The organism is Pseudonocardia oceani (assembly GCF_019263585.2).
Lineage (GTDB): Bacteria > Actinomycetota > Actinomycetes > Mycobacteriales > Pseudonocardiaceae > Pseudonocardia > Pseudonocardia oceani.
Genome location: NZ_JADQDF010000001.1, coordinates 1,186,531 through 1,210,101 on the forward strand (window position 1 = coordinate 1,186,531; position 23,571 = coordinate 1,210,101).

Consider the following 23,571-nt stretch of genomic DNA (forward strand, 5'->3'; position numbering starts at 1 on the left):
ACGCCATGGTCCTCCGGGCGACCGTGGGGGCGCGGTCCTGCCTCGCTCTGGGCGGTGATCGTCGGAGTGCGGCGCCGGGGTCGGCGTCGGGGCCGTGGATCACCCACAACCGGCGCCATCCGCCCTTGATCGCCGGAAGTGGTGCGAGACGGTCACCGATGACCCGATCCGACCCCTCCTGACGATCATGGCCCGGCCGGCCGCCCGCAGCGGTGCTCGCCGGAACGGTGACACCACGGTCGGCGCCAGGGCCGTGGTGGTGCGGTCCCGGTGATCACCCCCCGGCACCCGCGCCATCCGCCCTTGATCGCGGAGGGTCGTGCGGGAGGGGCGGCGGTCAGTCCCCCGCCGGCGCCAGCACCACGAGGGGGCGGGCGGGGCCGCCGTCGGCCTCCCGCACCAGCGCCAGGGCCCGGCCCTCGGGGCTGAACACCCCGTAGGTCCCGGCGCGGCCGTCGGCGGGCAGGGGGCGGCCGTGGCGGATGTCGGCGGTGGCGTCGTCGTCGAGGTCGCGGCGGGGGAAGGCGACGCAGACGGCGGCGTCCAGCGGCAGGGACAGGGTCGGGTCGGTCTCGAGCTGCTCGAGGGTCCGGGCGTGGCCCAGGTCGAACGGGCCGACGCGGGTGCGCCGCAGCGCGGTGAGGTGCCCGCCCACACCGCGGCCGTCGACGAGCAGGCCGGCGCCGAGGTCGCGGGCCAGGGCCCGCACGTAGGTGCCCGAGGTGCACTCGACGAGGACGTCGAGGTCGTCGCCTCGCCGGGCGAGCAGCGTGAACGCCGAGACCGTGACCGGCCGCGCCGCCAGCACGACCTCCTCCCCCGCCCGCACCCGCGCGTAGGCCCGCTGTCCGTCGACCTTGATCGCGCTGACCGAGCTCGGGACCTGCGCGATGTCACCGGTGAGCGCGGCGATCCCGGCCGCGATCGCCTCGTCGGTGACCGTCGACGCGTCGGCCGTCGAGACCGTCTCCCCCTCGGCGTCGTCGGTGGTCGTGGCCGCGCCGAGGCGGATCGTCGCGGTGTAGGCCTTCGTGTCGAGCGCGAGGTGCCCGAGCAGCTTGGTGCCGCGCCCGATCCCGCAGACCAGGACGCCGGTGGCCATCGGGTCGAGCGTGCCGGCGTGCCCGACCTTGCGCGTACGCAGGATCCGGCGCAGGCGGGCGACGACGTCGTGCGAGGTCAGGCCGCCGGGTTTGTCGACGACGACGAGCCCGGAGGGCGGTGCGGGGGTCACGCGCGCCGATTCTGCCCCGGTCCCGGCGGGACACCGGCGCCCGGGTGCGAAAGGGTCGTGGTCATGCAGCTGCGCACCGACGGTCCGACCTCCTGGCCCGACCAGCTGACGGGGCGACTGGTCCTCGTCCTGTCCGACGACCTCCACGCCGACCCCGACGCCGCCCGCGCCGCGCTCGCCGAGATGACCGGTGCCGCCGACGAGAGCTCCGAGGGCGGGCCGCCGGTGCTGTTCCCGCGGCTCGGGATCGCGGTGGTGCCGATCGAGTCGACCGACACCGACGCCGTCACGGCGATGATCGCCGACCGGCGCATCGTCGCGGCCGAGCCCGAGCGCGTGCACCACCTGCGCGGCGCGCTGTCGGAGGAGTACCTGCGCGGGTTCGCCGACGCCGCGGCGTTCCTGCACGCGCAGGCCGTGGACCTGCCCGTCGAGGAGGCGGCCGAGCCCGTCGCCGAGGACACCGACGAGCTGACGTGGGGCCTGCAGGTCACCCGCGCGGCCACCGTCCCGGAGACCGGCGCGGGCATCAGCGTCGCGATCCTCGACACCGGCCTCGACCTCGAGCACCCCGACTTCGCCGGCCGCGACGTCCTCGCCGAGTCCTTCGTCGAGGGCGAGACCGCGCAGGACGCCAACGGCCACGGCACGCACTGCGCCGGCACCTCGTGCGGCGCGCTGCTGCCCGGCACCGGGCGCCGCTACGGCGTGGCGCACGAGGCCCGGATCCTCGCCGGGAAGGTCCTGAGCGACGCCGGGTCGGGCACCGACGCGGAGATCCTGGCCGGCATGGCGTGGGCGATCGAGAACGGCGCACAGGTCATCTCGATGTCGCTGGGCGCCGACGTCGACGAGGTCTCCGCCGTGTACGAGACGGTCGGGCGGCGCGCGCTCGCCGCGGGCGTGCTCGTCATCGCCGCGGCGGGCAACAACGCCGACCGCGCGTCGGGCGACCCCGGGTTCGTCGGCATCCCGGCCAACAGCCCGTCGATCATGGCCGTGGCGGCGGTCGACAATGCGCTGGCGATCGCCTCGTTCTCCGCGCGCAGCTCGGGCGTCGAGGGCGGGCAGGTGGACGTCGCCGCGCCCGGCGTCGACGTCTACTCCTCGTGGCCGATGCCCGACCGCTACGACACGATCTCGGGCACCAGCATGGCGACGCCGCACGTCGCCGGCCTCGCGGCACTGTGGGCGCAGCGCACGGGAGCCCGCGGTGAGGCACTCTGGGGGGCGCTGGTGCGCGGCGCGGCCCGCCTGCCGCTCCCGTCCGACGACGTGGGCGCCGGGCTCGTGCAGGCACCGCCGGTGGTCTGAGGAGCAGCCATGACCGAGCACGTGACGATCTCCGTCGACGACGCCCACGTGGCGCGGATCCAGGAGGTGGCCGAGCGCCTGCGCGCCGCCGGGATGGACGTGCAGCAGGTGCTCGCCCCGCTCGGGGTGATCACCGGATCCATCGGCACCGGCGAGATGCGCGCCGCGCTCGGCGCGCTGGACGGCGTGGCGGCCGTCGAGCCGCGGCGCACCTTCGGCCCGCGGGCGCCGGGACCCGGTATCGGGTAGATCGTTCGCGGGGAGCGGTTAGCCTCCCCTGCGTGCCCCCACCCAGTGCCGGATCGGTCCTCCGCTCGGCCGCCGGGGGGCAGCGGCGCGGCCTGGCCGTGTCGTCGCTGCTCGTCGCCGGGCACCAGCTGTCCGAGGCGGCGGTACCGGTGGTGGTCGGCGCGGTCATCGACCTGGCCGTGTCGACCGGCGACGCGGGCGCGCTGCTGCTCTGGTCGGCCGTGGTCGCGGGCGTGTTCGTCGTGCTCGCCACCAGCGCCTACTACGGCTACTGGCTGGAGGTGCTGACCGGCAAGCGCGCCGCCCACGAGGTCCGCATGGACGTGACCGCGCGCGTGCTGCACCCGGCCGGCGGCGCCCCGGGCCGCTCGGGCGAGCTGGTCAGCCTGGCCGGCTCCGACGCCGACCGCACCGGCGAGGTCGCCTACGCCCTGGTCACGGCCGTGGCGGCGCTCGCCGCGCTGGCCGGCGGCGCGGTCGTGCTGCTGAGCAGCTCGGTGCTGCTCGGGCTCGTCGTGCTGGGCGGGGTGCCGGTGGTGCTCGTGGCGTCGCGGCTGCTGGCCCGCCCGCTCGTCGGACGCGCGGAGGCCGAGCAGGAGACCCTCGCCGCGGCCACCGGCGTCGCCACCGACCTGGTCACCGGCCTGCGGGTCGTCAAGGGCATCGGGGCCGAGGACGCCGCTGCGCAGACCTACCGCCGCGCCAGCCGCTCCGCCCTGGCCGCCCGGCTCGCCGCCGCGCGCTCCGAGGGCGTCTACACCGGTGCGACCGGCGTCCTGACCGGGCTGTTCCTGGTGCTCGTCGCCTGGGTCGGCGGCCGGCTCGCGCTCGCCGGGACGATCAGCGTCGGCGAGCTCGTGGCCGGCGTCGGGCTCGCGCAGTTCCTCATCGGCCCGCTGGAGCGGCTCACCGCCGTCGGGCCCCAGCTCGCCGGTGCGCGCGGCTCGGCCCGGCGGGTCGCGGCGCTGCTCGGCGCCCCACCCGCCGTCACCGAGGGCGACGCCCTGCTGCCCACCGACCCGCCCGGCGCCGTCGACGTCCGCGACGTCGCGGTCGCCGCGGGCGAGCACCTCGGGGTGGTCACGCTCGCCCCCGCCGACGCGGCGGCGCTGCTCGACATCCTGGCCCGCGACGTCGACGGGCCGGTCGCGCTCGACGGCACCGACCTGCGCGGCGTCGCCCTCGACGACGCCCGCCGCGTGCTGCTCGTGGCGCGCCACGACGCCGTCCTGTTCGAGGGCACCGTCCGCGCGACGATCGGCGCCGACCCGGCCGCGCTGGCCGCCGCCGGGGCCGACGAGGTGCTCGACGCCCTGCCCGGCGGCCTCGACGCCGAGCTGGGCGAGCGCGGCCGCACCCTCTCGGGTGGGCAGCGCCAGCGCCTGGCCCTGGCCCGCGCACTCGCCGCGGATCCGCCGGTGCTGGTGCTGCACGACCCGACCACCGCCGTCGACGCCGCCACCGAGGACCGCATCGCCGACGGCCTAGCCCGCCTGCGCGCCGGGCGCACCACCGTGGTGCTCACCTCCAGCCCCGCGCTGCTGGCCCGCTGCCACCGGGTGCTGCTCGTCGCGGACGGGGCCGTCGTCGCGTCGGGCACCCACGCCGACCTCGTCGACGACGAGCGCTACCGGAGGGCGGTGCTGTCATGACGGGTCCGGCCGTGACGGGTCCGGCGGTGAACCTCCTGCCGATCGCCACCGGCGCGCGCACCCGCGGCGCGGTCACCGGGCTCGTGCGCCCGTACCGGCTGCTGTCGGCCGCCACCGTGCTCACCCTCGTCGCCGCGGCCGTGGCGCTGCTCGCCGTGCCGCCGCTGCTGGGCCGGATCGTCGACGTCGCGATCGCCGGTGCCGGCTCCGTCGACGGCCCGGCGCTGGGGATCCTCGTCGCGCTCGTCCTGCGGGCGCTGCTGGCGGCCGTCGCCGGGGTGCTGGTGGCGCGACTGGGAGAGCAGGTGCTGGCCGGGCTGCGCGAGCGGGTCGTCGACCGGGCGCTGCAGGTCCGCCTCGCCGACGTCGAGCGGGCCGGGTCGGGCGACCTGCTCCAGCGCGTCGGCGGCGACATCTCGGTGATCTCCGAGGCCGTGCGCCAGGCGATCCCGATGCTGGTCATCGCCGGTCTCGACGTCGTGCTCACCCTCGTCGGCCTGGCCCTGCTCGACTGGCGCCTCGCACTGGCCGGGCTCGTCCCGCTGCCGATCTGGATCCTCGCGACGCGCTGGTACGCGCGCGTCTCCGGCCCGCTCTACGCCGCCGAGCGCGTGGCCGAGGGCGACCGCACGCAGTCGCTGCTCGCGGGCGTCGGCGGTGCGGCGACCGTGCGCGCCTACCGGCTGCGCGCCCCGCTCACGGCGCGGATCGACGGGCACTCGGCGCAGGCCGTGGCCGCGTCGATGCGGGCGATGACCGCGCAGTCCCGGTTCGGCGCGGTGCTCAACGGCGCCGAGATGACGGGCGTGCTCGCGATCCTCGTGGTCGGGTTCTGGCTGGTCCGGGCGGACGCGGTGACTGTCGGCGCGGCCACCGCGGCCGCGCTGTACTTCCTGCGCCTGTTCGACCCCATCGGCGCCGTGCTGTTCCTGCTCGACGAGGCGCAGTCGGCGGGCGCAGCGCTGGCGCGGCTCGTCGGCGTCACCGACATGCCGGTGCCGCCCGCCCCGCGGACGCCTCGCGAGCCGCGCGACGGCGGCGTCCGGCTCGTCGGCGTCCGGCACGCCTACGACGGCGGGCCCGAGGTGCTGCACGGCGTCGACCTGGAGATCGCGCCGGGCGAGCGCGTGGCGGTGGTCGGGCCCAGCGGCGCGGGCAAGACGACGCTCGGGGCCGTGCTGGCCGGCGTGCACGCGCCCACGGCCGGCACGGTCGAGATCGGCGGCGTGCCGCTCGCCGAGCTCGACCGGCCGCGGCGCCACGTCGCCGTCGTGACGCAGGAGGTGCACGTGTTCGCGGGGACCGTCGCCGACAACCTGCGCCTGGCCCGCCCGGACGCCACCGACGCGGAGCTCGTCGACGCGCTGGCCCGCGTCGGCGCCCCGCTCGCGCCCGGCGACGAGGTCGGTGACGGTGGCGGCGAGATCGGCGCCACGCAGGCCCAGCTGCTCGCGCTGGCCCGGCTGCTGCTGGCCGACCCGGCCGTCGCGGTGCTCGACGAGGCCACAGCGGAGGCGGGCAGCGCGGGCGCGCGGGTGCTGGAGGTCGCCGCCGACGCCGTGCTCGCCGGGCGCACGTCCGTCGTCGTCGCGCACCGGCTCACGCAGGCGCGGGCGGCCGACCGGATCGTCGTGCTCGACAAGGGCCGCGTCGTCGAGAGCGGCCCGCACGACGAGCTCGTGGAGCGCGGTGGCCCGTACGCGGAGCTGTGGAAGGCGTGGTCGAGCCCGCGGGGCTGAGTCCCCGGGCGGCCGCGCTCAACCCGGCCGCACCGCGCCCGTCACCACCCAACGGCCCGACCGCGTCCGCAGCCCCACGGCCACCAGTCGCAGCAGCATGAACACCGTCAGGCCGGTCCAGATCCCGGCGAGGCCCCACCCGAACACGAGCGACGCCCAGATCAGGGGCAGGAAGCCGAGCACCGCCGCGCCGAGCGTCGTGGTGCGCAGGAACGCGGCGTCCCCGGCGCCGAGCAGCACGCCGTCGAGGGCGAACACCACGCCCGCCACCGGCTGCATCGCCACGAAGAACCACCAGGCCACGGGCACCAGCGCGAGCACGGCGGCGTCGCCGGTGAACACCGGCGGCAAGACGCCGACGAGCGCGGCGAACAGCACCCCGAACCCGACGCCGAGCACCAACCCGTAGCGCGTGACCTGCCCGGCCAGCGCCCGCGCGCGCCCCGCACCTGCCGCGCCCGCCCCCAGCGCCGCACCGACCAGCGACTGCGCCGCGATCGCGACGGCGTCGAGGACGAGCGCCATGAAGAACCACAGCTGCAGCACGATCTGGTGCGCCGCGACGGCCGCCGCCCCGAACCGCGCGGCCACCGCGGCCGCCGAGAGGAAGCAGGCCTGGAACGCGAGGCTGCGGGCGATGAGGTCGCGGCCGAGCACGAGCTGCGCGCGCATCGTGGCGACGTGGGGCCGACCGAAGCCGCGCTCGCGGCGCAGCGCGAGCAGGAACAGCCCGGCGCCCAGCGCCTGCCCGGTGACGTTGGCCGCGGCCGATCCCGGCAGGCCCCACCCGACGCCGTGCACCAGCACCGGGCACAGCACGGCGGACAGGCCGTTGCCCGCGAGGACGTAGCGCAGCGGGCGGACGGTGTCCTGCACGCCGCGCATCCAGCCGTTGCCGGCGAGCGTGACGAGGATGAGCGGGGCGCCGAACAGCGCGATCCGCAGCCACGAGACGGCGGCGTCGGCGATCTCGCCGTCCCCCGAGAACGCCCCGGCCACCGGCCCCGCGACGACCTGCCCGACGACGAGCAGCGCCAGCCCCACGGCGAGCGCGAGCCACGTCGCCTGCCCTCCCTCGGCCACGGCGTCGGCCCGGCGCCCCGCCCCGTGCAGGCGGGCGGCGCGGGCGGTGGTGCCGTAGGACAGGAAGTTCAGCTGGCTCGTGACCTGCGCGAACAGCACCCCGGCGATGGCCAGCCCGGCCAGCGGGACGACGCCCAGACGCCCGACCACCGCGGTGTCGACGAGCAGGTAGAGCGGTTCGGCGGCGAGCACGGGCAGCGCCGGGGCCGCGAGGCGCAGCACCTCGCGGAGCGGGACGCGGTCGCCGCTCACCCGAGGGGGCGACGGCACACGTAGACGAAGGCGGGGGGCACGTTGCGCCACACCGTCGAGCTCACGAGCACCTCCTCGAACGCGCCGCGCAGCTTCGCCCGGAAGCGGTGCGCCGCGGGCAGCGCCATGCCCTGGACGTAGGCGAACGTCGTGAACGCGCCGGTGTCGCCGATCGCGCGGCCGATCTCGGCGAGCACCTCGCTCTGCACGGTGTCGTCGAACAGCGCCCACGGCAGCCCGCAGATGATCGCGTCGACGTGGTCGACGCCGTGCTCGGCCAGCAGCTTCCCCAGCTCGCGGGCGTCGCCGGGCACGACCTCCAGCCCGGGACGGGTGCGGCGCAGGTACGCGACCATGGCGGGGTCGAGCTCGACGGCCAGGTGGCGCCCGCCCGCGGGCAGCCGCTGCGCGATCACCGCGCTCACCGCGCCGGTGCCGGGCCCGAGCTCGACGACGACCGGGGCGCCCGCGCGCGGCACCACCGACGACAGCACCGCCGCCAGCCGCGCCGAGCTGGGCGCGACGGCGCCCATGGTCCCGGGACGGCGCAGGAAGGCGGAGAAGAAGGCGCCCAGGGCCTCCGACCGGGACGGTGCTGCGGACCGGGAGGGTGCGTCGGAGCTCACCGGTGCACCGTAACCGTCAGCCCACGCGGGCCGTGGCGGCCGGGGCGAGCGCGGCGCGCAGGGCGTCGAGGACCTCGTCGGCCGTGCCGTCGACGGTGGCCCCCGCGGCGGCGCTGTGGCCGCCGCCGCCGATGAGCCCCGCCGCCGCGGCGACGTCGACGGCGCCCTTGGAGCGCAGCGACACCGACCAGCGCCGGTCGCCGACCTGCTTGAGCGCCACGGCGACCTCGGCCTCGGCGGTGGTGCGGATGACGTCGACGATCCGGTCGACCTCCTCGGTGCGGAACCGCGCGACCTCGGCGGCCTCCACCCGGGTGTGCACCAGCCCCAGTCCCCCGGCCTCCGCGGGCTCCAGGACGCTGCGGGCCAGCACCGACCCGAGGGTGGCGAGCCAGTCGAACGGGTGGGTGTCCATGATCGGGCGGATGAGGCCCTCGGGGTCGACGCCCGCCTCGATCAGCTCGGCCGCCATGCGGTGCGCGTCGACGCCCGCGGTGCGGAAGCCGCGGGTGTCGGTGACCAGGCCCGCGTAGAGGCAGCGGGCCACGTCGACGTCGAGAGGGACGCTCATCGCCCGCAGCACGCGGCGGGCCAGCACGACGGTGGCCTCGGCGCCGGGGTCGAGCACGCGGACGTCGCCGAAGCCGGGGTTGGAGCGGTGGTGGTCGATCATCACGGTGGTGCCGGCGGCGTCGAGCAGGTGGCGCAGGCTGCCCAGCCGCGACGGCTCGGCGGCGTCGCAGGCGACCAGGAGCTCGGGCCGCTCCGGGATCTGCGACGGCGGGACGACCAGCCCGAGGACGTCGAGCGGGCGCAGCGTCTCGGGCACGGACTCGGGCGTCGCGAAGGAGACGCGGACGACCGCGCCGCGCCGGCGCAGCGCGATGCCGAGGGCGAGCGCGCTGCCCAGCGAGTCGGCGTCGGGCTGGACGTGCGCCAGCAGGGTCACGTCACGGGCGTCGGTGAGCAACGCGGCGGCCGAGCGGACGGGATCGGCGACCACGTGCGGTCCTTCCTGGTCCGGACAGATGTACAGCGACGGAGCGTAGCCGCGTTCACCCGATCTGACTGCACCTCACCACTCTTCCGGGTGGGTGATACCACTCTCCGTTGACATCCGTCACTCTTCGTCGTCGCGCTCCCGGGGCACGCGGTACGGGTCGGGGTCGCCCGCGGGCTGGGCCGTGGCGGCGAGCCGCGCGACCTCCGCGTCGGACTCGCGGGTGCGCGCGAGGAGCTCCTCCATGCGGCGGGACTCGGTGGGCACCACGTCGGCCACGAACGTCAGCGACGGCGTGCGCCGGACGCCGGTGCCCGCGCCCACGAGGGTGCGCAGCACGCCGGTGGCGCTGGTCAGCGCGGCGGCCACCCCCGCGGTGTCCGGGTCCTCGTCGACGGTGTCGCCGATGACCGTGTAGAAGACCGTGGCCTCCTGCAGGTCGCCCGTGACGCGGGTGTCGGTGATCGTCACCATCTTGAGCCGCGGGTCCTTGATCTCGCTCTCCAGCGCGGCGGCCACGATCTGCGAGATCCGCTTCGCGAGCCGCCGGGAGCGCGCCTGGTCCACCATCTGGGTACTCCTCCTGGGGGGTGGAAGGGCCGACGAGGCAGGCCCGGGGCTAGTGGGCTAGTCGTCGTCCGGGCCCAGCATCCGGTGCCGGGCCGAGAGCAGTTCGATCTCCGGACGGGCGGCGACGAGGCGCTCGCACCGCTCCAGGACCTCGGTGGCGTGGGCGTGGTCGGGTGCCACGACGGACACGCCGACCAGCGCGCGCCGGTGCAGGTCGAGGTGGCCCGCCTCGGCGGCGGCCACCTCGAAGCGCCGCCGCAGCTCGGCCACCAGGGGCCGGACCAGCGAGCGCTTCTCCTTGAGGGAGTGGACGTCCCCGAGGAGGACGTCCAGCTCCAGCACTCCTACGTACATGCCGCTCCGCGGCTCGTGAGCGGATACCGGTGCCGGAGCACCGGTATCCGCTCACGAGGGGGTCAGGCGCGGGGCTTCTCGCGCAGCTCGTAGGTCTCGATCATGTCGCCGTCCTTGACGTCGTTGAAGCTGCCGAGCGTCAGACCGCACTCGAAGCCCTCGCGGACCTCGACCACGTCGTCCTTCACGCGCCGCAGCGAGTTGATCGTCAGGTTCTCGGCCACCACGACGCTGTCGCGCAGCAGGCGGGCCTTGGCGTTGCGACGGATGATCCCGTCCATGACCAGGCAGCCGGCGATCGAGCCGAAGCGCGAGGAGCGGAAGACCTGGCGGACCTCCGCGTGGCCGAGGACGGCCTCCTCGTACTCGGGCTTGAGCAGGCCCTTGAGCGCCTGCTCGATCTCGTCGATCGCCTGGTAGATCACGGAGTAGTACCGGATCTCCACGCCCTCGCGGTTGGCCAGCTCGGTCGCCTTGCCCTCGGCCCGGACGTTGAAGCCCAGGACGATGACGTTGTCGGCGATGGCGAGGTTGACGTCGCCCTCGGTGATGCCACCGACACCGCGGTGGATCACGCGCAGCTCGACGTCGTCGCCGACCTCGATCTTCATGAGCGCGTCCTCGAGAGCCTCGACGGTTCCCGAGTTGTCACCCTTGATGATCAGGTTGAGCTGGTTGGTCTCCTTCAGCGCGGCGTCGAGGTCCTCGAGCGACACGCGCTTGCGACGGCTCGCCAGCTCGGCGTTGCGCTCGCGGGCGCGGCGCCGGTCGGCGATCTGCCGGGCCACGCGGTCCTCGTCGACGACGAGGAACGTGTCGCCCGCGCCGGGCACCGACGTGAAGCCGACGACCGCCACGGGACGCGACGGGTAGGCCTCGACGATGTCCTCGCCGTGCTCGTCGAACATCCGCCGGACCCGCCCGGAGGCGTCGCCCGCGACGATCGAGTCGCCGACGCGCAGCGTGCCGCGCTGGACCAGCACCGTGGCGACCGGACCGCGGCCGCGGTCGAGGTGGGCCTCGATCGCGACGCCCTGGGCCTCCATGTCCGGGTTGGCCCGGAGGTCCAGCGAGGCGTCCGCCGTGAGGAGGATGGCCTCGAGCAGCTGGTCGATGTTGGTGCCCTGCTTGGCGGAGATGTCGACGAACATCGTGTCGCCGCCGTACTCCTCGGCCACGAGGTTGTACTCGGTGAGCTGCTGCCGGATCTTGTCCGGGTTCGCGCCCTCCTTGTCGATCTTGTTGACCGCCACGACCACCGGCACGTCGGCCGCCTGGGCATGGTTGATGGCCTCCACCGTCTGCGGCATGACGCCGTCGTCGGCGGCGACCACGATCACCGCGATGTCCGTGGACTTCGCGCCTCGGGCACGCATGGCGGTGAACGCCTCGTGACCCGGGGTGTCGATGAAGGTGATCGGGCGCTCGTAGCCCTCCAGCTCGGTGACGACCTGGTAGGCGCCGATGTGCTGGGTGATGCCACCGGCCTCCCCGCCCATCACGTTCGCCTTGCGGATCGTGTCGAGCAGGCGCGTCTTTCCGTGGTCGACGTGACCCATGACCGTGACGACCGGGGGCCGCACGACCAGATCCTCCTCGCCGCCGGCGTCCTCGCCGTAGGAGATGGAGAAGCTGTCGAGCAGCTCGCGGTCCTCCTCCTCGGGGCTGACGACCTGCACGACGTAGTTCATCTCGCTGCCGAGCAGCTCGAGGATCTCGTCGGACACCGACTGCGTGTTGGTGACCATCTCACCGAGGTGGAACAGCACCTGCACGAGCGACGCCGGGTTGGCGCCGATCTTGTCGGCGAAGTCGGTCAGCGACGCGCCGCGGGCGAGCTTGATCGTCTCGCCGTTACCCCGGGGCAGGCGGACGCCGCCGGCCGACGGGGCCTGCATCGACTCGAACTCCTGGCGCTTCGCGCGCTTCGACTTGCGGCCCTTGCGCACCGGCCCACCGGGACGGCCGAACGCACCCGCGGCACCGCCGCGACCGCGCGGGCCACCGGGGCGACCGCCACCGCCACCGGGACGGAAACCGCCACCGGCGGGGGCACCGCCACCACCGGGACCGCCACCACCGGGACGGAAGCCACCGCCGCCGCCACCGGGACGACCGCCGGGACCGCCCGGGCGTCCGCCCGGACCACCGGGACGTCCACCGGGTCCACCGGGACCGCCGCGGCCACCGGGCGCGGGACGCCCACCTGCCGGACGCGCCGGCATCATGCCGGGGTTCGGGCGCGGGGGCATGTTGCCCGGGTTGGGCGGACGCGGCCCACCGGGACGGGGGCCGGCCGGACGGGGACCGCCCTGGCCGGGACCGCCGGGGCGGGGACCGCCCTGGCCGGGGGCCGGCCGGTCACCCTGTGCGGGCGGGCCGGACGGGGCGCCACCGGGCTGGGCCGGCGGGCCGGGGCGCGGCGCGGCCGGACGGGGCGGTGCCCCGGAGCCGACGCCGAACGGGTTGTTGCCGACGCGCGGCGTGCGCGGACCCGGGCGCGGACCCGAGGTCTTCGGCGGGACGACGGCGGAACCGGCGTCGGCCGCAGCGGGCTGGACCGGCTCGGGGCGGCCCTGGTCGGGACGCGCCTGCGGGCCGGGCCGATCGGCCTGCGGGGCCGGGGCGCGCTCGGCCACGGGGGCCTCGGCGCGGATCGGCTCCGGCTTCGCGGCCGGACCCGGACGCGGGCCGGGACGCGGGCCGCTCGGGCGCGCGGCGTCGCCGGTGCGCTCGGCGGCCGGGCGCTCGGGCTGGGCCGGGGCCGGGGTCGCCGGACGCGACGGAGCCTCGGGGGCCGCCGGAGCGGCCGCCTCGGCGGGGGCCGCCGGCGCGGGCGGACGGGGGCCGGGACGGGGTCCCGGGACGCCGCCGGACCGCGGGGGACCGGGAACGGCGGAGGGGGTGGACGCGCCACCACGGGGGCGACCGCCGCCGCTGCCGCCGGACACGGACTCCCGCAGCTTGCGGGCGACCGGGGCCTCGACGGTGGAGGACGGCGACTTCACGTACTCGCCGAGGTCCTGCAACTTGCTCAGGACCTGCTTGCTGGAGATGCCGAGCTCTTTCGCGAGCTCGTGCACACGGGCCTTGCCTGCCACTGCACTCCTTGTTACTCGGAGGCCGGCGGCTGGTCCCGCTCGACCTCGAACCTAGTGTCGAAGCACGTTCATGGTGCGATCTTCACGACTGGCTCATGACGGGTCGACCTTGCTCTCCTCGATGACGGACCCGGGTGTGTCCCGGGCCCCGGTGACTGCTCCGGCGCCGTCTAGATGCGTCCGGACCGCGGTGGTGTCCAGCGGTCCCGGGACGCGGAGCGCCCGCGGGAACGCCGAGCGCCGCTCGGCACGGTGGAGGCACTCCGGATCGGGGTGCAGCCAGGCACCTCGGCCGGGGAACCGTCGGCGCGGGTCCGGGACCAGGGCCCCGTGCTCCGCGACGACCCGCAGCAGATCGTCGGCCTGCGACCGCGTCCGGCATCCGACGCAGGTGCGGACCGGAGAGTTCTCCGGGGCGCGCCGTGCGGCGACCGGGCCCGGGTCGTGGGCCATTGCTGAGTGTAGCCCACCACCCGGGGGGTGGTCGCCACGGCGGGAGGCGCTCAGCCGACCGACTCCGACTCCGAGCCCGCCGGACGGGCCGGCGCGTCACCCGTGCCGCGGGGGTCGGCGTCGCTGCGGATGTCGATCCGCCAGCCGGTGAGACGGGCCGCGAGCCGCGCGTTCTGCCCCTCCTTGCCGATGGCGAGGGAGAGCTGGAAGTCGGGCACGACCACGCGCGCCGAACGCGTGGCGGCGTCGATCACCGTGACCGACACCACCTTCGACGGCGACAGCGCATTGCCCACGAAGGTGGCGGGATCCGGGTCCCAGTCGATGATGTCGATCTTCTCGCCGGCGAGCTCGCTCATCACGCCGCGCACGCGCTGCCCCATCGGGCCGATGCAGCTGCCCTTGGGGTTGACGCCGGGCACGGTCGAGCGGACCGCGATCTTGGAGCGGTGGCCCGCCTCGCGGGCGACGGCGACGATCTCGACCGTGCCGTCGACGAGCTCGGGCACCTCGAACGCGAACAGCTTGCGCACGAGGTTGGGGTGGGTGCGGCTCAGCGTGATCTGGGTGCCGCGCATCCCGCGCGTGACGCCGACGACGTAGCAGCGGATGCGCTCGCCGTGCTGGTAGGTCTCCCCCGGCACCTGCTCGGCCGCGGGCAGCACCCCCTCGGTCTGACCGCCCAGGGCGACGATGACGACGCCGCGGGCGTTGGCGCGGGCGTCGCGCGAGACGATGCCCGAGACGATCTCGCCCTCCTTGGTGGCGAACTCACCGTAGGTGCGCTCGTGCTCGGCGTCGCGCAGACGCTGCAGGATGACCTGCCGCGCGGTGGTGGCGGCGATCCGGCCGAAGCCCTCGGGGGTGTCGTCCCACTCACGGGGGGCGGCACCGTCCTCGCCCGGCTCCTGTGCCATGACGCGGACCAGGCCGGACTTGCGGTCGATGTCGACGCGGGCGTGCGGCTCGTGGCCGTCGGTGTGCTTGTACGCGGTGAGCAGCGCGGTCTCGATGGCCTCGATCACCGTCTCGAACGGGATGTCCTTGTCGCGCTCGATGGCGCGCAGGGCGGCGATGTCGACGTTCATGCCAGGTCCTCTTCGTCGTCTTCAGTTGTGTCGGCCCCGTCGGCCGCGTGGGCGGTGCCGCCCAGCTTCGTGATCTCCGCCGCGGGGGGCTTGCGGAACTCCACCTGCACGGCGGCGTGCGCGACGTCGGCGTAGCGCAGCTCGCGCAGCGCGCCGTCGACGAGCACGGTGACCGACTCCTCGCCGGCGTCGCCGACGCGCACCGTCAGGCTGTGGCCGTCGGCCGTGCGGACGAGCGCCTGCCGCAGGTGGGCGCGGCGCCAGTGCCGGGGCAGGGTGAGCGGGCGGTCGACGCCGGGCGAGGTGACCTCGAGGGTGTAGGACCCGGCGATCAGGTCCTCGTGCTCCTCGAGCTCCGCCGACGCCGCGCGGGAGACCCGCGCGATGTCGTCGAGGCCCACCCCGGCGTCGGCGTCCACCACCAGGCGGACGGTGTGCCGCCTGCCCACGGTGTGCACGTCGAGCTCGTCGAGCTCGAACCCCGCGGCGCGGACGACGGGCTCCAGCACGCCGTGCAGCGGGCTGCCCTGCTGCGCGGGGCGGTGGGTGGACATGCGCTCTCCTGATCGTCGGGTGCCCCGCACGGGGCGGGGGCCGTCGGCACGGCCGGACGGGCCCGCAAGGGTAGCGCGCCGCCGGCGACCCCACGGCCGCCAGCGCTCCGGCGGCGGGACGCCCCGGGCCGCCTGGCAGGATGGGTGCCCGCCCGGCCGAGGACCGGCCGCGGGCGCCGAGGAGGGGTCGTGCCAGGAGGGCTCGTGCGGGTCGACGCCGTGCCGCGCCGCCGGGTGCTCGCCGCGCTCGCGCTGGCCCCGGTCGCCCTGTCCCCCGTGGCGCTCACGGGGTGCGCCGCGGCCCGCGACGACGGTCCCGACCCGCTGATCGGCCTCGCCGACGCCGCCCGCTCGGACGCCGCGCTGGCCGCGGCCCTGGTCGCCGCCGACCCCGACCTGGCCGAGCGCGTGAACCCCCTCGTCGACGCCCGCACCGCGCACGCGGCCCGCCTCGACGCCGAGATCGCCCGCCTGGCCGGCGACACCGCGCCCGCCGCCGCCGGGCCCGCGCCGGCGGCCCCCGCCGTCACCGACCTGCCCGCCCTGCGCGCCGCCGTCACGGCGTCGGGACGGACGGCGGCTGAGGCCGTGCTGTCCCTGCCCGCCGAGCGCGTCGGGCTCGTGGCCTCGATCTCGGCGTGCTGCGCCACCTACGCGGCGGTGCTGGGCTGATGGAACCCGGCCGGGTGGAGCCGCGGCGCTCCAGCGTCCTCGACGAGGAGTCCACCGACGCCCTGCAGGGTGCGCTGGCCGCCGAGCACGCGGCGCTGTGGTGCTACGGCCTCGCCGTCGCGTTCCTCGGGCCGCAGAACCGGGCGCAGGCCCGCGAGGACGCCGAGGCCCACCGCACGCTGCGGGCGGCCGTCGAGACGACGCTGTCGCAGATCGGGGCGCGGGCGGTGTCGGCGCAACCGGCGTACGCCGTGCCGCAGCCGGTCGTCGACGCCGCGTCGGCCGCGGCGCTGGCGGTCGTCGCGGAGACCGACGCGCTCGGCGCATGGCGGTCGGTCATCGAGCGCAGCACCGACCGCCCGCTGCGCCAGGCGGCCCTCGACGCGATGACCCAGGGCACCCTGCGGTGCGCCCGGTGGCGGGTGGTGGTCGGCAGCCCGCCCGCCATCCCCCTCTTCCCCGGCCTCTAACCGCTTCCCCCGTCCCCCACTTCCCCCGCGAGTCGGGGTGTGACTGCGCCCGAGTCGGGGTGTGACTGCGCCCGAGTCGGGTCGGGAGTCCGGCACCCGTACCTGCCGGCCTCCCCGCGCACCCATCGGCCTCCCGCGCACGGCCGGACGTGCGCGCGGGACGCGACGACGTGCGCGGGAGGGGCGGCAGGGCGCGGTGGATGCCCGGTCAGGCGAGGGCCTCCAGCGCCAGGTCGACGTCGGCGCGCGTGCTGTAGAGGTGGAAGGACAGGCGGGCCGCACCGGCGCGGGCGGCGCAGGCCACCCCGGCCGCCTCGAGCCGCTCCTGGGCGCCCGGCGTGCGGACCGCGACGATCGCCGACCCGGCGGGCTCCAGGCCCAGTCCGGCGCGCAGGGCGTCGGCGAGGCCGGTGCAGTGGGCGTGGACGGCGGCGCGGTCGAGGTCGGCGAGCAGGGGCAGCGCGACGGCGGCGCCGACGTGGCTGAGCCAGGCCGGTGAGGTGTCGAGCGCCCGGGCGTCGGCGGCGAGGCGCAGCGGGAGGCCGTAGACGCTGTCCCAGACCTGCGCGCCGGCGAACCACCCGGCCTGCTCGGCGGGCACCTCCCAGTCGGGGTGCACCGCGAGCCAGGCCGCCCCGCGCGGGCTGAGCAGCCACTTGTAGGCGCCACCGGTGACGGCGTCGGCCCAGCCGAGGTCGGCGTCGAGCCAGCCGGTGGCCTGCGTGGCGTCGAGGACGACCCGGGTGCCGGTGGCGCGGGCGGCGCGCAGGGCGTCGAGGTCGACCAGGGCGCCGTCGGCGGACTGCACCACGGCCACGGCGACGGCGTCGAACTCCGCGGCCCGCGCGCCGACCTCGTCGAGCGGCACCTCGGTGAGCACGTGCCCGCGCGCCGCGAACGGCCACGTCACGCTCGTGAACTCCCCCGCCGCGACGAGCACCCGCGAGCGCGGCGGCAGGGCCGCGGCCAGCAGCGACACCAGCCCGGACACCGTCGCCCCGACCGCCACCCGCTCGACCGGCACCCCCACCAGCCGTGCCCAGGCGGCGCGGGCGGTGGCGACGGGCGCGTCGAAGTCGGCGGGCCGGCCCGCCCCGGTGCGCCAGCCCTGCACGGCGGCGGCCACCGCGTCGGCCGCCTGCACCGGGGGGACCCCGATGCTGGCGGTGTTGAGGTAGGCGGCGGGGACGTCGAACCGGAGACCGAAGGCGTCGCGCGGGGAGATCACGACTGCGAATGTAGTGAGCGGGGAGACTGGTGACATGCGCAGCGAGCTGATCGAGGTCCGTACCGGCACCCGTGAGACCGTCGTCGACCTGACCGCGGAGATCGACGCCTTCCTCTCCTCCGGCGACGGCGGCGACGGGCTGCTGCACGTCTGGGTGCCGCACGCGACGGCGGGCATCGCGGTCATCGAGACGGGCGCGGGCAGCGACACCGACCTGCTCGCCGCCCTGCGCGACCTGCTCCCCGCCGACGACCGGTGGCGCCACCGGCACGGCAGCGCCGGGCACGGGCGCGATCACGTGCTGCCCGGGATCGCCGCCCCGTCGATGACGGTGCCGGTACTGGGCGGACGTCCGGCGCTGGGCACGTGGCAGTCGGTGTGCCTGGTGGACACCAACGGCGACAACCCCGTCCGCTCGGTGCGGCTGTCCTTCCTGGCCGGGTGACCGGCCCGGTTGGGGTCGCCGCGGTGTCCTAGAGTCGCGACCGTGGGGACGCCGCAGGGGGGCTCGCCGGACGACGGTCCGGACGCGGCGCGCGAGCGCCCGGAACCGGACCCGGGCGTCACGTCGTTCGCCTCGCCGCCGCAGGACCCGCCGTGGCCCGCGCCGCACACGGCCACCGATCCCCGGCCCGCCGACCCGGCGCCGTCCGACTCCGCGCCACCTGCCGGTCCCGCACCGGCCGCCGAGCCGCCGTCGTCTCCCGCCGCCAGCTGGCCGCCCCCGGCCGGCCCCGGTGACGCGACGCAGGTCGGCGGTCGGGGTTCCGGACCCGCGAGCCCGTGGGCGAAGCCCGACCCGGTCCCCGAGGCGCCCGAGACGCGCATGGGGTGGACGCCCCCGGCCGTGCCGTCGTCGTGGCCGCCGCCCGGCCCCGGTGCGGCCCCGTCGTGGAACGCGCCGGCGACCGGGAGCGGGCAGGCGCCGTGGGGCGCTCCGGTCGCGGGCGGCCCGCCGACGGCCGCCCAGCCGGCGTGGACGCCGGGCCCGGACCCGTCGCAGCCGGGATGGGCCCCGGGTCCCCCGGCCCAGCAGGGCTGGGCCGCGGTCGGACCACCCACGCAGGTCGGCGGGCCGTGGACCGGCACGCAGCCCGGCTGGCAGCCCCCGACCGGGACGCAGCCGGGGTGGCCGCAGCCCGGGCCCCAGTACCCCGGACCCCAGTACGCGGGGCCCCAGTACCCCGGAGCCCAGTACCCCGGAGCCCCGTATCCCCAGTACCCCGGCGGCCGGTACCCGGGCGGCCCCCCGCGCCGCCGCGGACGCCTGGTGGCGCTCGTCGTCGTCGTCGGCGTGCTGCTGCTCGCCGCGCTGGGCGTCGGCGGCTACCTGCTGCTGAACCGCGCCACCGGCACCGCCGTCCCCGCCGACTTCCGCCCGATCACGACCGCGACGCTGTCCTACAGCGTGCCGCCGGACTGGGTCGACTCCGCGAACTCCGGGTCGGTGCTCGGCGCCCCGCTCGAGGGCCGCGCCGACGCCCCCGGTTACGAGTGCGACGGCAACCAGTACTACCGCGGGGTGATCGCCAGCGCGTTCGTGCCCGGCGAGCGCCCCGCGGCCGCCGTGGCCGCGGCGTTCGCGCGCGAGACCGGCTCGTCGTTCTACGTCTCCGCTGCGGGGGCGCCGCCGCAGGTGGAGGTGTCCGACGCCCGGCCGTTCGAGGTCGACGGCGTGCCGGGCCAGCTCGTCGAGGCCACGTCCCGCACCCCCACCGACGACGGCTGCCTGGCCACCGTGGGCACCGTCCTGATCCTCGCGGTGCCCACGACCGGGCCCGACGGGGCGCCCGGCACGGCCGTGCTCGTCGTCAACGGCGACACCACGGGCGGGCCGTCGACGGCTCCCCCGTCGCCCGACCGGTCGACCCTGGAGGCGGTGCTGGCGAGCGTGCGCCTGCCGTCGGTCTGACCGCCCGGCATACTCGGCGCGGGCGAGGGGAGCGGGAGGGTCGTGGCGGAGGTGTTCGGGCCGTACCGGCTCGAGGGGCTGCTCGGCAGCGGCGGCATGGGCGAGGTCCACCGGGCCTACCACGTCGCGCAGGACCGCACCGTCGCGCTCAAGCTCCTGCACGCCGACATCGGCGAGGACGAGGAGTACCGGCGCCGGTTCCTCCGGGAGTCGCGCGTGACGGCCCGGCTCACCGACCCGCACGTCATCCCGATCCACAACTGGGGCGAGATCGACGGGCGGCTCTACCTCGACATGCGCCTGGTCGAGGGCGAGGACCTCTCCGAGCTGCTCGGGCGCTCCGGCCGCCTGCCCCCCGCCCGCACGGTGGCGCTGGTGTCGCAGGTGGCGCGGGCCCTGGACAGCGCGCACCGGTCCGGGCTGGTGCACCGGGACGTCAAGCCGTCGAACGTCCTGCTCGCCGCCAACGAGGACGGCCACGACTTCGCCTACCTCGTCGACTTCGGCATCGCCCGTTCCCTCACCGGCGACACCACCGGCGCCGGCATCACGCGCGCGGGCACCGCCGTCGGCACGCTCGACTACATGGCGCCGGAGCGGTTCCTGGAGCAGCCCGTCGACGGCCGCACCGACGTCTACGCGCTGGCCTGCGTCCTCTACGAGTGCCTGACCGGGGAGAAGCCGTTCCCGGTGCAGGGGCTGCCCGCGCTCATGCGGGGGCACCTGCGGACGCCTCCGCCGAAGCCGTCGCAGCACCGGATCGCGGCCCCGGCGACGATCGACGACGTCGTCGCGCGCGGCATGGCGAAGGACCCCGCGCAGCGCTTCCCCACCGCGGGCGCGCTCGCCGCGGCCGCGCGCAAGGCGCTCGACGGGTCGGTGACGCTGCCGGCCGGCGTCCTGCGTCCCGAACCGCCGCGCCCCGCCCCGCCCCGGCCGCAGCCCGCGCCCACCGACCGCACCGTGGCCCCGGGGGACGACACGGTGATCCCCGAGGTGCCCGCCTCCCCCGACGCACCGGGCCCGCTGGTCTCCGACCACGCCATGCTGCTCGACCGCGCGGCCCTGCTGGAGCAGGCGCGGCGCCGCGGTCCCCGGCCGGCGCCACCGCCGCCCCGCCCGGCCACGCCCCGCCCGGCCACGCCCCGCCCGGTCACCGGCCCCGGCCGCCCGTCGCCCGCCTGGAGCCCGGCCGAGGGCCGCACGGTCCCCGGAGCCACCGCTCCCCCGCGCGGCGCCACCGCGCGCCCGCGCCCCGCCCCGCCGGCCCCGCGCCGGCGCGCCGCGCTCGTCGTCGCCGGGGCGGTGCTCGCGGCGGTGGCCGTCGTGGCCGGGGTGGTCCTGCTGCGCCCGACCACCACCGCGCCACCCGCGGTCGAGCTGACGCTGCCGCAGCAGTCGCTGCTCGCCGTGCTGCCGATCGGCTTCTCCGCGGCGAACTGCGCGCCCGCGCCGGAGCGCGAGGACGCCGTCGTCGACGCCGCGCTGGCCTGCACCGGCGGGCCGGCCAACGGGCCGGACACGGCGACGTTCCTGCACTACCGCGACTCCGGTGCGCTGTCCTCCGTGCACGCCTCCGACGCCACCGCTCGTGGCCTGTCCACCGGCGACATCACCGGTTGCCGCACCGGCACCGCCACCACCGGCGGCTGGATCCGCAACGCCGAGAACGGCGCCCTGAGCTGCTGGTCCGAGCCCGCCGTGGGCGCCACGATCGACTGGACCGACCCCCGCAACCGGGCCCGGGCGCTGGTCGTCCGCGCCGACGGTGACACGGCCGTGCTCTACGACTGGTGGTCGCTGGGCGGGTTCCTCTAGGAGCCCCTACGAGGCGAGCGCGGCGAGCCGGTCGGCGACCTGCTCCGCGGTGGCCGGGCGGCCGCCGCCCGGCGCCAGGCAGGCGCGGACGAGCGCCGCGTCCTCCGGGTCGAGACCCGGGTCGATCCCGGGGCGCGCGGTCAGCACGATCCGGATCGAGGAGATCGGCTGCGGGGCGGGCAGCTCGCCGTACAGGCCGGTGCCGGCCAGCGCGCGGTGGATCGTGGCCCCCAGCGCCCACACCTCGGTGCGCCGCGACGGCCGGGCCCCGGCGAGCAGGGCGGGGTCGGCGAACTCGACGGAACCGGCCCGACCCATGCCGGTGAGCGTGGTGCCCGGGGTGAGGTGGCGGGCGAGGTTCGGCTCGGCGAGCCGCCCGCCGCACGGCGGCGCGCCGGGGTCGCCGTCGAACAGCACGTTGGCCGGGGTGATGGCCCCGTGGGCGATCCCGGCCTCGTGCAGCGCGTGCGCGGCGCGGGCGGCGTGCTCCAGGGCGAGCAGCGTCGCGACCCGGTCGACCGGGCGGGCGGGGGCGGCGAGCGAGCCGAGCGGGAAGTGCTCGCTGGCGTGGACGAACCCGTGGGCCAGCACCGCCTCGTGCACCCGGACCAGGTGCGGGGAGCCGGCGGCGGCGTAGGCCCGCAGCTCCTGCACGCCCCGCTCGTAGGCCTGCTCCCCCACCGCGTCGGCGAACACCTTGAGCACGACGGGCCGGTCCAGCCCGAGCCGTGCGGGCGGGTGCGCGAGGTAGCAGCGGCCGTGGTCGCCCTCGCCCAGCAGGCGCAGGATCTCGTAGTCGGCCGGTGCGGAGGCGGCCGTCGGCGCAGCGTCCACGGCGTCTCAGCTCGCCCCGGACGTCGACTCGAACGTGAACGTCCGCCCGCCCAGGCGCACGCGCATGCCCGGCAGCAGCCGCCGCGCCTGCCCGGGCGGGACCTGCGACCAGGACGGATCGCCCGGGGCGGCGAGGAACGTGCCGTTGCGCGACCCCGCGTCGAGCAGGACCACGTCCCAGTCCTCGACGCGCACCTCGGCGTGCACGCGCGACACCGCTCCCGACCGGTCCTCGACGACGATCGAGCGCAGCTGCCCGGAGCGGACCCGCTCGTCGGACTCGGGCATGCGACCGGCGAGGTACCCGCCGTCGACGGTGTAGGCGGCGCCGTCGTCGAACACGAGCAGGCCCAGCGGCGGGCGCGCGCCGATGACCAGGACGCCGGTGCGCTCGTTCATCCGCACCCCGCACAGGACGCAGGCCCGCGAGCGGGGATCGTTGAGGTGGCCGCCCGAGCACAGGTGCCCCCGGGCCTCGCCCGGGCCCGGGCCGGTCGGGGTGGCCGAGGACGGGCCGCCCGACGCCGAACGGGTGCCGGTGCCGCCCGCGTCCCCGGCCTCCAGCGGCGGGCGCGGCGGACCGTCGGGCGGCACGCCGTGGATGGCGTCGGAGCGTCGGGCCGCCGTGCGCGGCCCGACGGCGGGGAGCTGCCCGGTGCCCGGTCCGACCGCCGAACCCTGCCCGGTACCGGGGCCCGGGGAGGCGGGGGCGGGCTTCGCCATCGCCACCGCCGCCGCTGCGGGCGCGGCCTCCGGCGGCGCGGGCGCGGTGCCGGCCGCGCGCCCGGTCTCCACCCCGACCAGCGTCGGCCGGGCGTTGATGTTGCCCGGCGGAGCGGTCGCGACCGGGGACGCGGCGGGGGCGAGCTCGATCCCCCCGCCCGCGACCACCCCCTCCCGCAGGTCGAACAGCCCGGCCGACGGCGCGGCCGGGGCCGCCGGGCCGTCGAGGGCGAGCCGGACCGGGCCGGGGGCGACCAGCCGGTCGGTCCAGGCCGCGGCGTCGGCTCCCGACAGCACCGTCCCGCCCACCCGCGCACCGACCGGGCCGGTCAGGAACACCGCGGTGGCCTCCCCCGCGGCGCAGACGGTGCCGAAGACCAGGGCGTCGGGCGGGGCGTCGGGGCCGCCGAGCCACGCGGCGAACCGCCGGGCCAGCGCGCGGCCGGGGTCGGCCCCCGCGACCTCCCGGCACAGGTCCAGCAGCCGCGCGAGCGGGGCCGGATCGGGGCAGCGGGCGACGCAGAGGATCCCGGGGAAGCGCGCGACCACCCCGTCACCGGGGAGCACCACCGCGCGCGGCGCGCCGCCGTCCACGTCCCGACCACCCCGCATCGTCGTCCCTCCCCGGCTCCCGCCGGAGGATCA

General features: G+C 77.0%; 22 protein-coding genes. 9 read left to right on the top strand and 13 right to left on the bottom strand.

Annotated elements, in window-relative coordinates; genetic code table 11:
• Positions 1-337 precede the first annotated feature (337 nt).
• Positions 338-1,234: a tRNA pseudouridine(55) synthase TruB gene (truB, locus tag I4I82_RS05955; RefSeq protein WP_226369894.1), complete on the bottom strand. Its 897-nt coding sequence runs from the start codon at positions 1,232-1,234 to the stop codon at positions 338-340.
• Between the two features lie 63 nt (positions 1,235-1,297).
• Between truB and I4I82_RS05960 the strand changes: the two genes are divergently transcribed.
• From I4I82_RS05960 to I4I82_RS05975, 4 genes are read left to right on the top strand one after another with little or no spacing between them, the layout of a single operon-like run.
• Positions 1,298-2,548 (top strand): S8 family serine peptidase, encoded by a 1,251-nt coding sequence (locus I4I82_RS05960; protein ID WP_218592471.1) that lies wholly within the window; start codon positions 1,298-1,300, stop codon positions 2,546-2,548.
• Between the two features lie 9 nt (positions 2,549-2,557).
• Positions 2,558-2,797 carry a hypothetical protein gene (locus I4I82_RS05965; RefSeq protein WP_218592470.1) on the top strand — a complete coding sequence of 80 codons (240 nt, stop codon included), beginning with the start codon at positions 2,558-2,560 and terminating at the stop codon, positions 2,795-2,797.
• Between the two features lie 32 nt (positions 2,798-2,829).
• Complete coding sequence (locus I4I82_RS05970; protein WP_218592469.1) at positions 2,830-4,449, top strand: ABC transporter transmembrane domain-containing protein; 1,620 nt, start codon at positions 2,830-2,832, stop codon at positions 4,447-4,449.
• A complete protein-coding gene (locus I4I82_RS05975) occupies positions 4,446-6,188 on the top strand; it encodes an ABC transporter ATP-binding protein (RefSeq protein ID WP_218592468.1) in 1,743 nt (580 codons plus the stop codon). Before I4I82_RS05970 ends, I4I82_RS05975 begins: the two co-directional genes overlap by 4 nt.
• Positions 6,189-6,206: 18 nt before the next feature.
• On the opposite strand, the gene I4I82_RS05980 is transcribed toward I4I82_RS05975, so the two are convergent.
• The 9 genes from I4I82_RS05980 to rimP form a co-directional block, all read right to left on the bottom strand.
• The gene (locus tag I4I82_RS05980; RefSeq protein WP_226369895.1) at positions 6,207-7,523 is read right to left on the bottom strand and encodes an MATE family efflux transporter; all 1,317 of its coding nucleotides are present in this window, start codon (positions 7,521-7,523) and stop codon (positions 6,207-6,209) included.
• On the bottom strand, positions 7,520-8,149 hold the full coding sequence (locus tag I4I82_RS05985) for a class I SAM-dependent methyltransferase (protein ID WP_308112769.1): 630 nt from the start codon (positions 8,147-8,149) through the stop codon (positions 7,520-7,522). Before I4I82_RS05985 ends, I4I82_RS05980 begins: the two co-directional genes overlap by 4 nt.
• Positions 8,150-8,165: 16 nt before the next feature.
• Complete coding sequence (locus I4I82_RS05990; RefSeq protein ID WP_218592466.1) at positions 8,166-9,152, bottom strand: DHH family phosphoesterase; 987 nt, start codon at positions 9,150-9,152, stop codon at positions 8,166-8,168.
• Between the two features lie 117 nt (positions 9,153-9,269).
• Entirely contained in the window at positions 9,270-9,719 is a 450-nt protein-coding gene (gene rbfA / locus I4I82_RS05995; protein WP_218595422.1) for a 30S ribosome-binding factor RbfA, read from the bottom strand.
• A 57-nt stretch (positions 9,720-9,776) separates the two neighbouring features.
• On the bottom strand, positions 9,777-10,073 hold the full coding sequence (locus I4I82_RS06000) for a DUF503 domain-containing protein (RefSeq protein WP_218592464.1): 297 nt from the start codon (positions 10,071-10,073) through the stop codon (positions 9,777-9,779).
• A gap of 62 nt (positions 10,074-10,135) precedes the next feature.
• Entirely contained in the window at positions 10,136-13,174 is a 3,039-nt protein-coding gene (gene infB / locus I4I82_RS06005) for a translation initiation factor IF-2 (protein ID WP_218595423.1), read from the bottom strand.
• Positions 13,175-13,267: 93 nt separating this feature from the next.
• Positions 13,268-13,627, bottom strand: coding sequence for a YlxR family protein (locus I4I82_RS06010; RefSeq protein WP_218594601.1), 360 nt, complete (start codon positions 13,625-13,627; stop codon positions 13,268-13,270).
• Between the two features lie 50 nt (positions 13,628-13,677).
• A complete protein-coding gene (gene nusA, locus I4I82_RS06015) occupies positions 13,678-14,715 on the bottom strand; it encodes a transcription termination factor NusA (protein WP_218595424.1) in 1,038 nt (345 codons plus the stop codon).
• The gene (rimP, locus tag I4I82_RS06020; RefSeq protein WP_218594603.1) at positions 14,712-15,269 is read right to left on the bottom strand and encodes a ribosome maturation factor RimP; all 558 of its coding nucleotides are present in this window, start codon (positions 15,267-15,269) and stop codon (positions 14,712-14,714) included. The genes nusA and rimP overlap by 4 nt, the downstream gene beginning before the upstream one ends.
• A 189-nt stretch (positions 15,270-15,458) precedes the next feature.
• Here rimP and I4I82_RS06025 point away from each other — a divergent pair, with 189 nt between their 5' ends.
• Together I4I82_RS06025 and I4I82_RS06030 are read left to right on the top strand one after the other, a co-directional pair.
• Positions 15,459-15,941, top strand: coding sequence for a hypothetical protein (locus tag I4I82_RS06025; protein WP_218595425.1), 483 nt, complete (start codon positions 15,459-15,461; stop codon positions 15,939-15,941).
• A complete protein-coding gene (locus tag I4I82_RS06030; RefSeq protein WP_218595426.1) occupies positions 15,941-16,411 on the top strand; it encodes a ferritin-like domain-containing protein in 471 nt (156 codons plus the stop codon). The genes I4I82_RS06025 and I4I82_RS06030 overlap by 1 nt, the downstream gene beginning before the upstream one ends.
• A 208-nt stretch (positions 16,412-16,619) precedes the next feature.
• Here I4I82_RS06030 and I4I82_RS06035 read toward each other — a convergent pair whose 3' ends face one another.
• A complete protein-coding gene (locus tag I4I82_RS06035) occupies positions 16,620-17,639 on the bottom strand; it encodes an aminotransferase class V-fold PLP-dependent enzyme (protein WP_226369896.1) in 1,020 nt (339 codons plus the stop codon).
• A 34-nt stretch (positions 17,640-17,673) separates the two neighbouring features.
• Here I4I82_RS06035 and I4I82_RS06040 point away from each other — a divergent pair, with 34 nt between their 5' ends.
• The 3 genes from I4I82_RS06040 to I4I82_RS06050 are packed head-to-tail and all read left to right on the top strand — an operon-like array spanning position 17,674 to position 21,369.
• On the top strand, positions 17,674-18,084 hold the full coding sequence (locus I4I82_RS06040; protein ID WP_218595427.1) for a secondary thiamine-phosphate synthase enzyme YjbQ: 411 nt from the start codon (positions 17,674-17,676) through the stop codon (positions 18,082-18,084).
• A 42-nt stretch (positions 18,085-18,126) separates the two neighbouring features.
• The gene (locus I4I82_RS06045) at positions 18,127-19,551 is read left to right on the top strand and encodes a hypothetical protein (RefSeq protein WP_218595428.1); all 1,425 of its coding nucleotides are present in this window, start codon (positions 18,127-18,129) and stop codon (positions 19,549-19,551) included.
• A 42-nt stretch (positions 19,552-19,593) separates the two neighbouring features.
• Positions 19,594-21,369, top strand: coding sequence for a serine/threonine-protein kinase (locus tag I4I82_RS06050; protein WP_226369897.1), 1,776 nt, complete (start codon positions 19,594-19,596; stop codon positions 21,367-21,369).
• Between the two features lie 6 nt (positions 21,370-21,375).
• Here I4I82_RS06050 and I4I82_RS06055 read toward each other — a convergent pair whose 3' ends face one another.
• Both I4I82_RS06055 and I4I82_RS06060 read right to left on the bottom strand, forming a co-directional pair.
• Positions 21,376-22,203 (bottom strand): protein kinase domain-containing protein, encoded by an 828-nt coding sequence (locus I4I82_RS06055; protein ID WP_218594842.1) that lies wholly within the window; start codon positions 22,201-22,203, stop codon positions 21,376-21,378.
• A gap of 6 nt (positions 22,204-22,209) precedes the next feature.
• On the bottom strand, positions 22,210-23,538 hold the full coding sequence (locus I4I82_RS06060; RefSeq protein ID WP_225920529.1) for an FHA domain-containing protein: 1,329 nt from the start codon (positions 23,536-23,538) through the stop codon (positions 22,210-22,212).
• Positions 23,539-23,571 lie beyond the last annotated feature (33 nt).

Excerpts from the sequence above, each read along its gene's own strand:
- I4I82_RS05960 (WP_218592471.1), top strand. The coding sequence starts at position 1,298 with ATGCAGCTGCGCACCGACGGTCCGACCTCCTGGCCCGACCAGCTGACG.
- I4I82_RS05965 (WP_218592470.1), top strand. The coding sequence starts at position 2,558 with ATGACCGAGCACGTGACGATCTCCGTCGACGACGCCCACGTGGCGCGG.
- I4I82_RS05975 (WP_218592468.1), top strand. The coding sequence starts at position 4,446 with ATGACGGGTCCGGCCGTGACGGGTCCGGCGGTGAACCTCCTGCCGATC.
- rbfA (WP_218595422.1), bottom strand. The coding sequence starts at position 9,719 with ATGGTGGACCAGGCGCGCTCCCGGCGGCTCGCGAAGCGGATCTCGCAG.
- I4I82_RS06000 (WP_218592464.1), bottom strand. The coding sequence starts at position 10,073 with ATGTACGTAGGAGTGCTGGAGCTGGACGTCCTCCTCGGGGACGTCCAC.
- I4I82_RS06010 (WP_218594601.1), bottom strand. The coding sequence starts at position 13,627 with ATGGCCCACGACCCGGGCCCGGTCGCCGCACGGCGCGCCCCGGAGAAC.
- nusA (WP_218595424.1), bottom strand. The coding sequence starts at position 14,715 with ATGAACGTCGACATCGCCGCCCTGCGCGCCATCGAGCGCGACAAGGAC.
- rimP (WP_218594603.1), bottom strand. The coding sequence starts at position 15,269 with ATGTCCACCCACCGCCCCGCGCAGCAGGGCAGCCCGCTGCACGGCGTG.
- I4I82_RS06030 (WP_218595426.1), top strand. The coding sequence starts at position 15,941 with ATGGAACCCGGCCGGGTGGAGCCGCGGCGCTCCAGCGTCCTCGACGAG.
- I4I82_RS06040 (WP_218595427.1), top strand. The coding sequence starts at position 17,674 with ATGCGCAGCGAGCTGATCGAGGTCCGTACCGGCACCCGTGAGACCGTC.
- I4I82_RS06060 (WP_225920529.1), bottom strand. The coding sequence starts at position 23,538 with ATGCGGGGTGGTCGGGACGTGGACGGCGGCGCGCCGCGCGCGGTGGTG.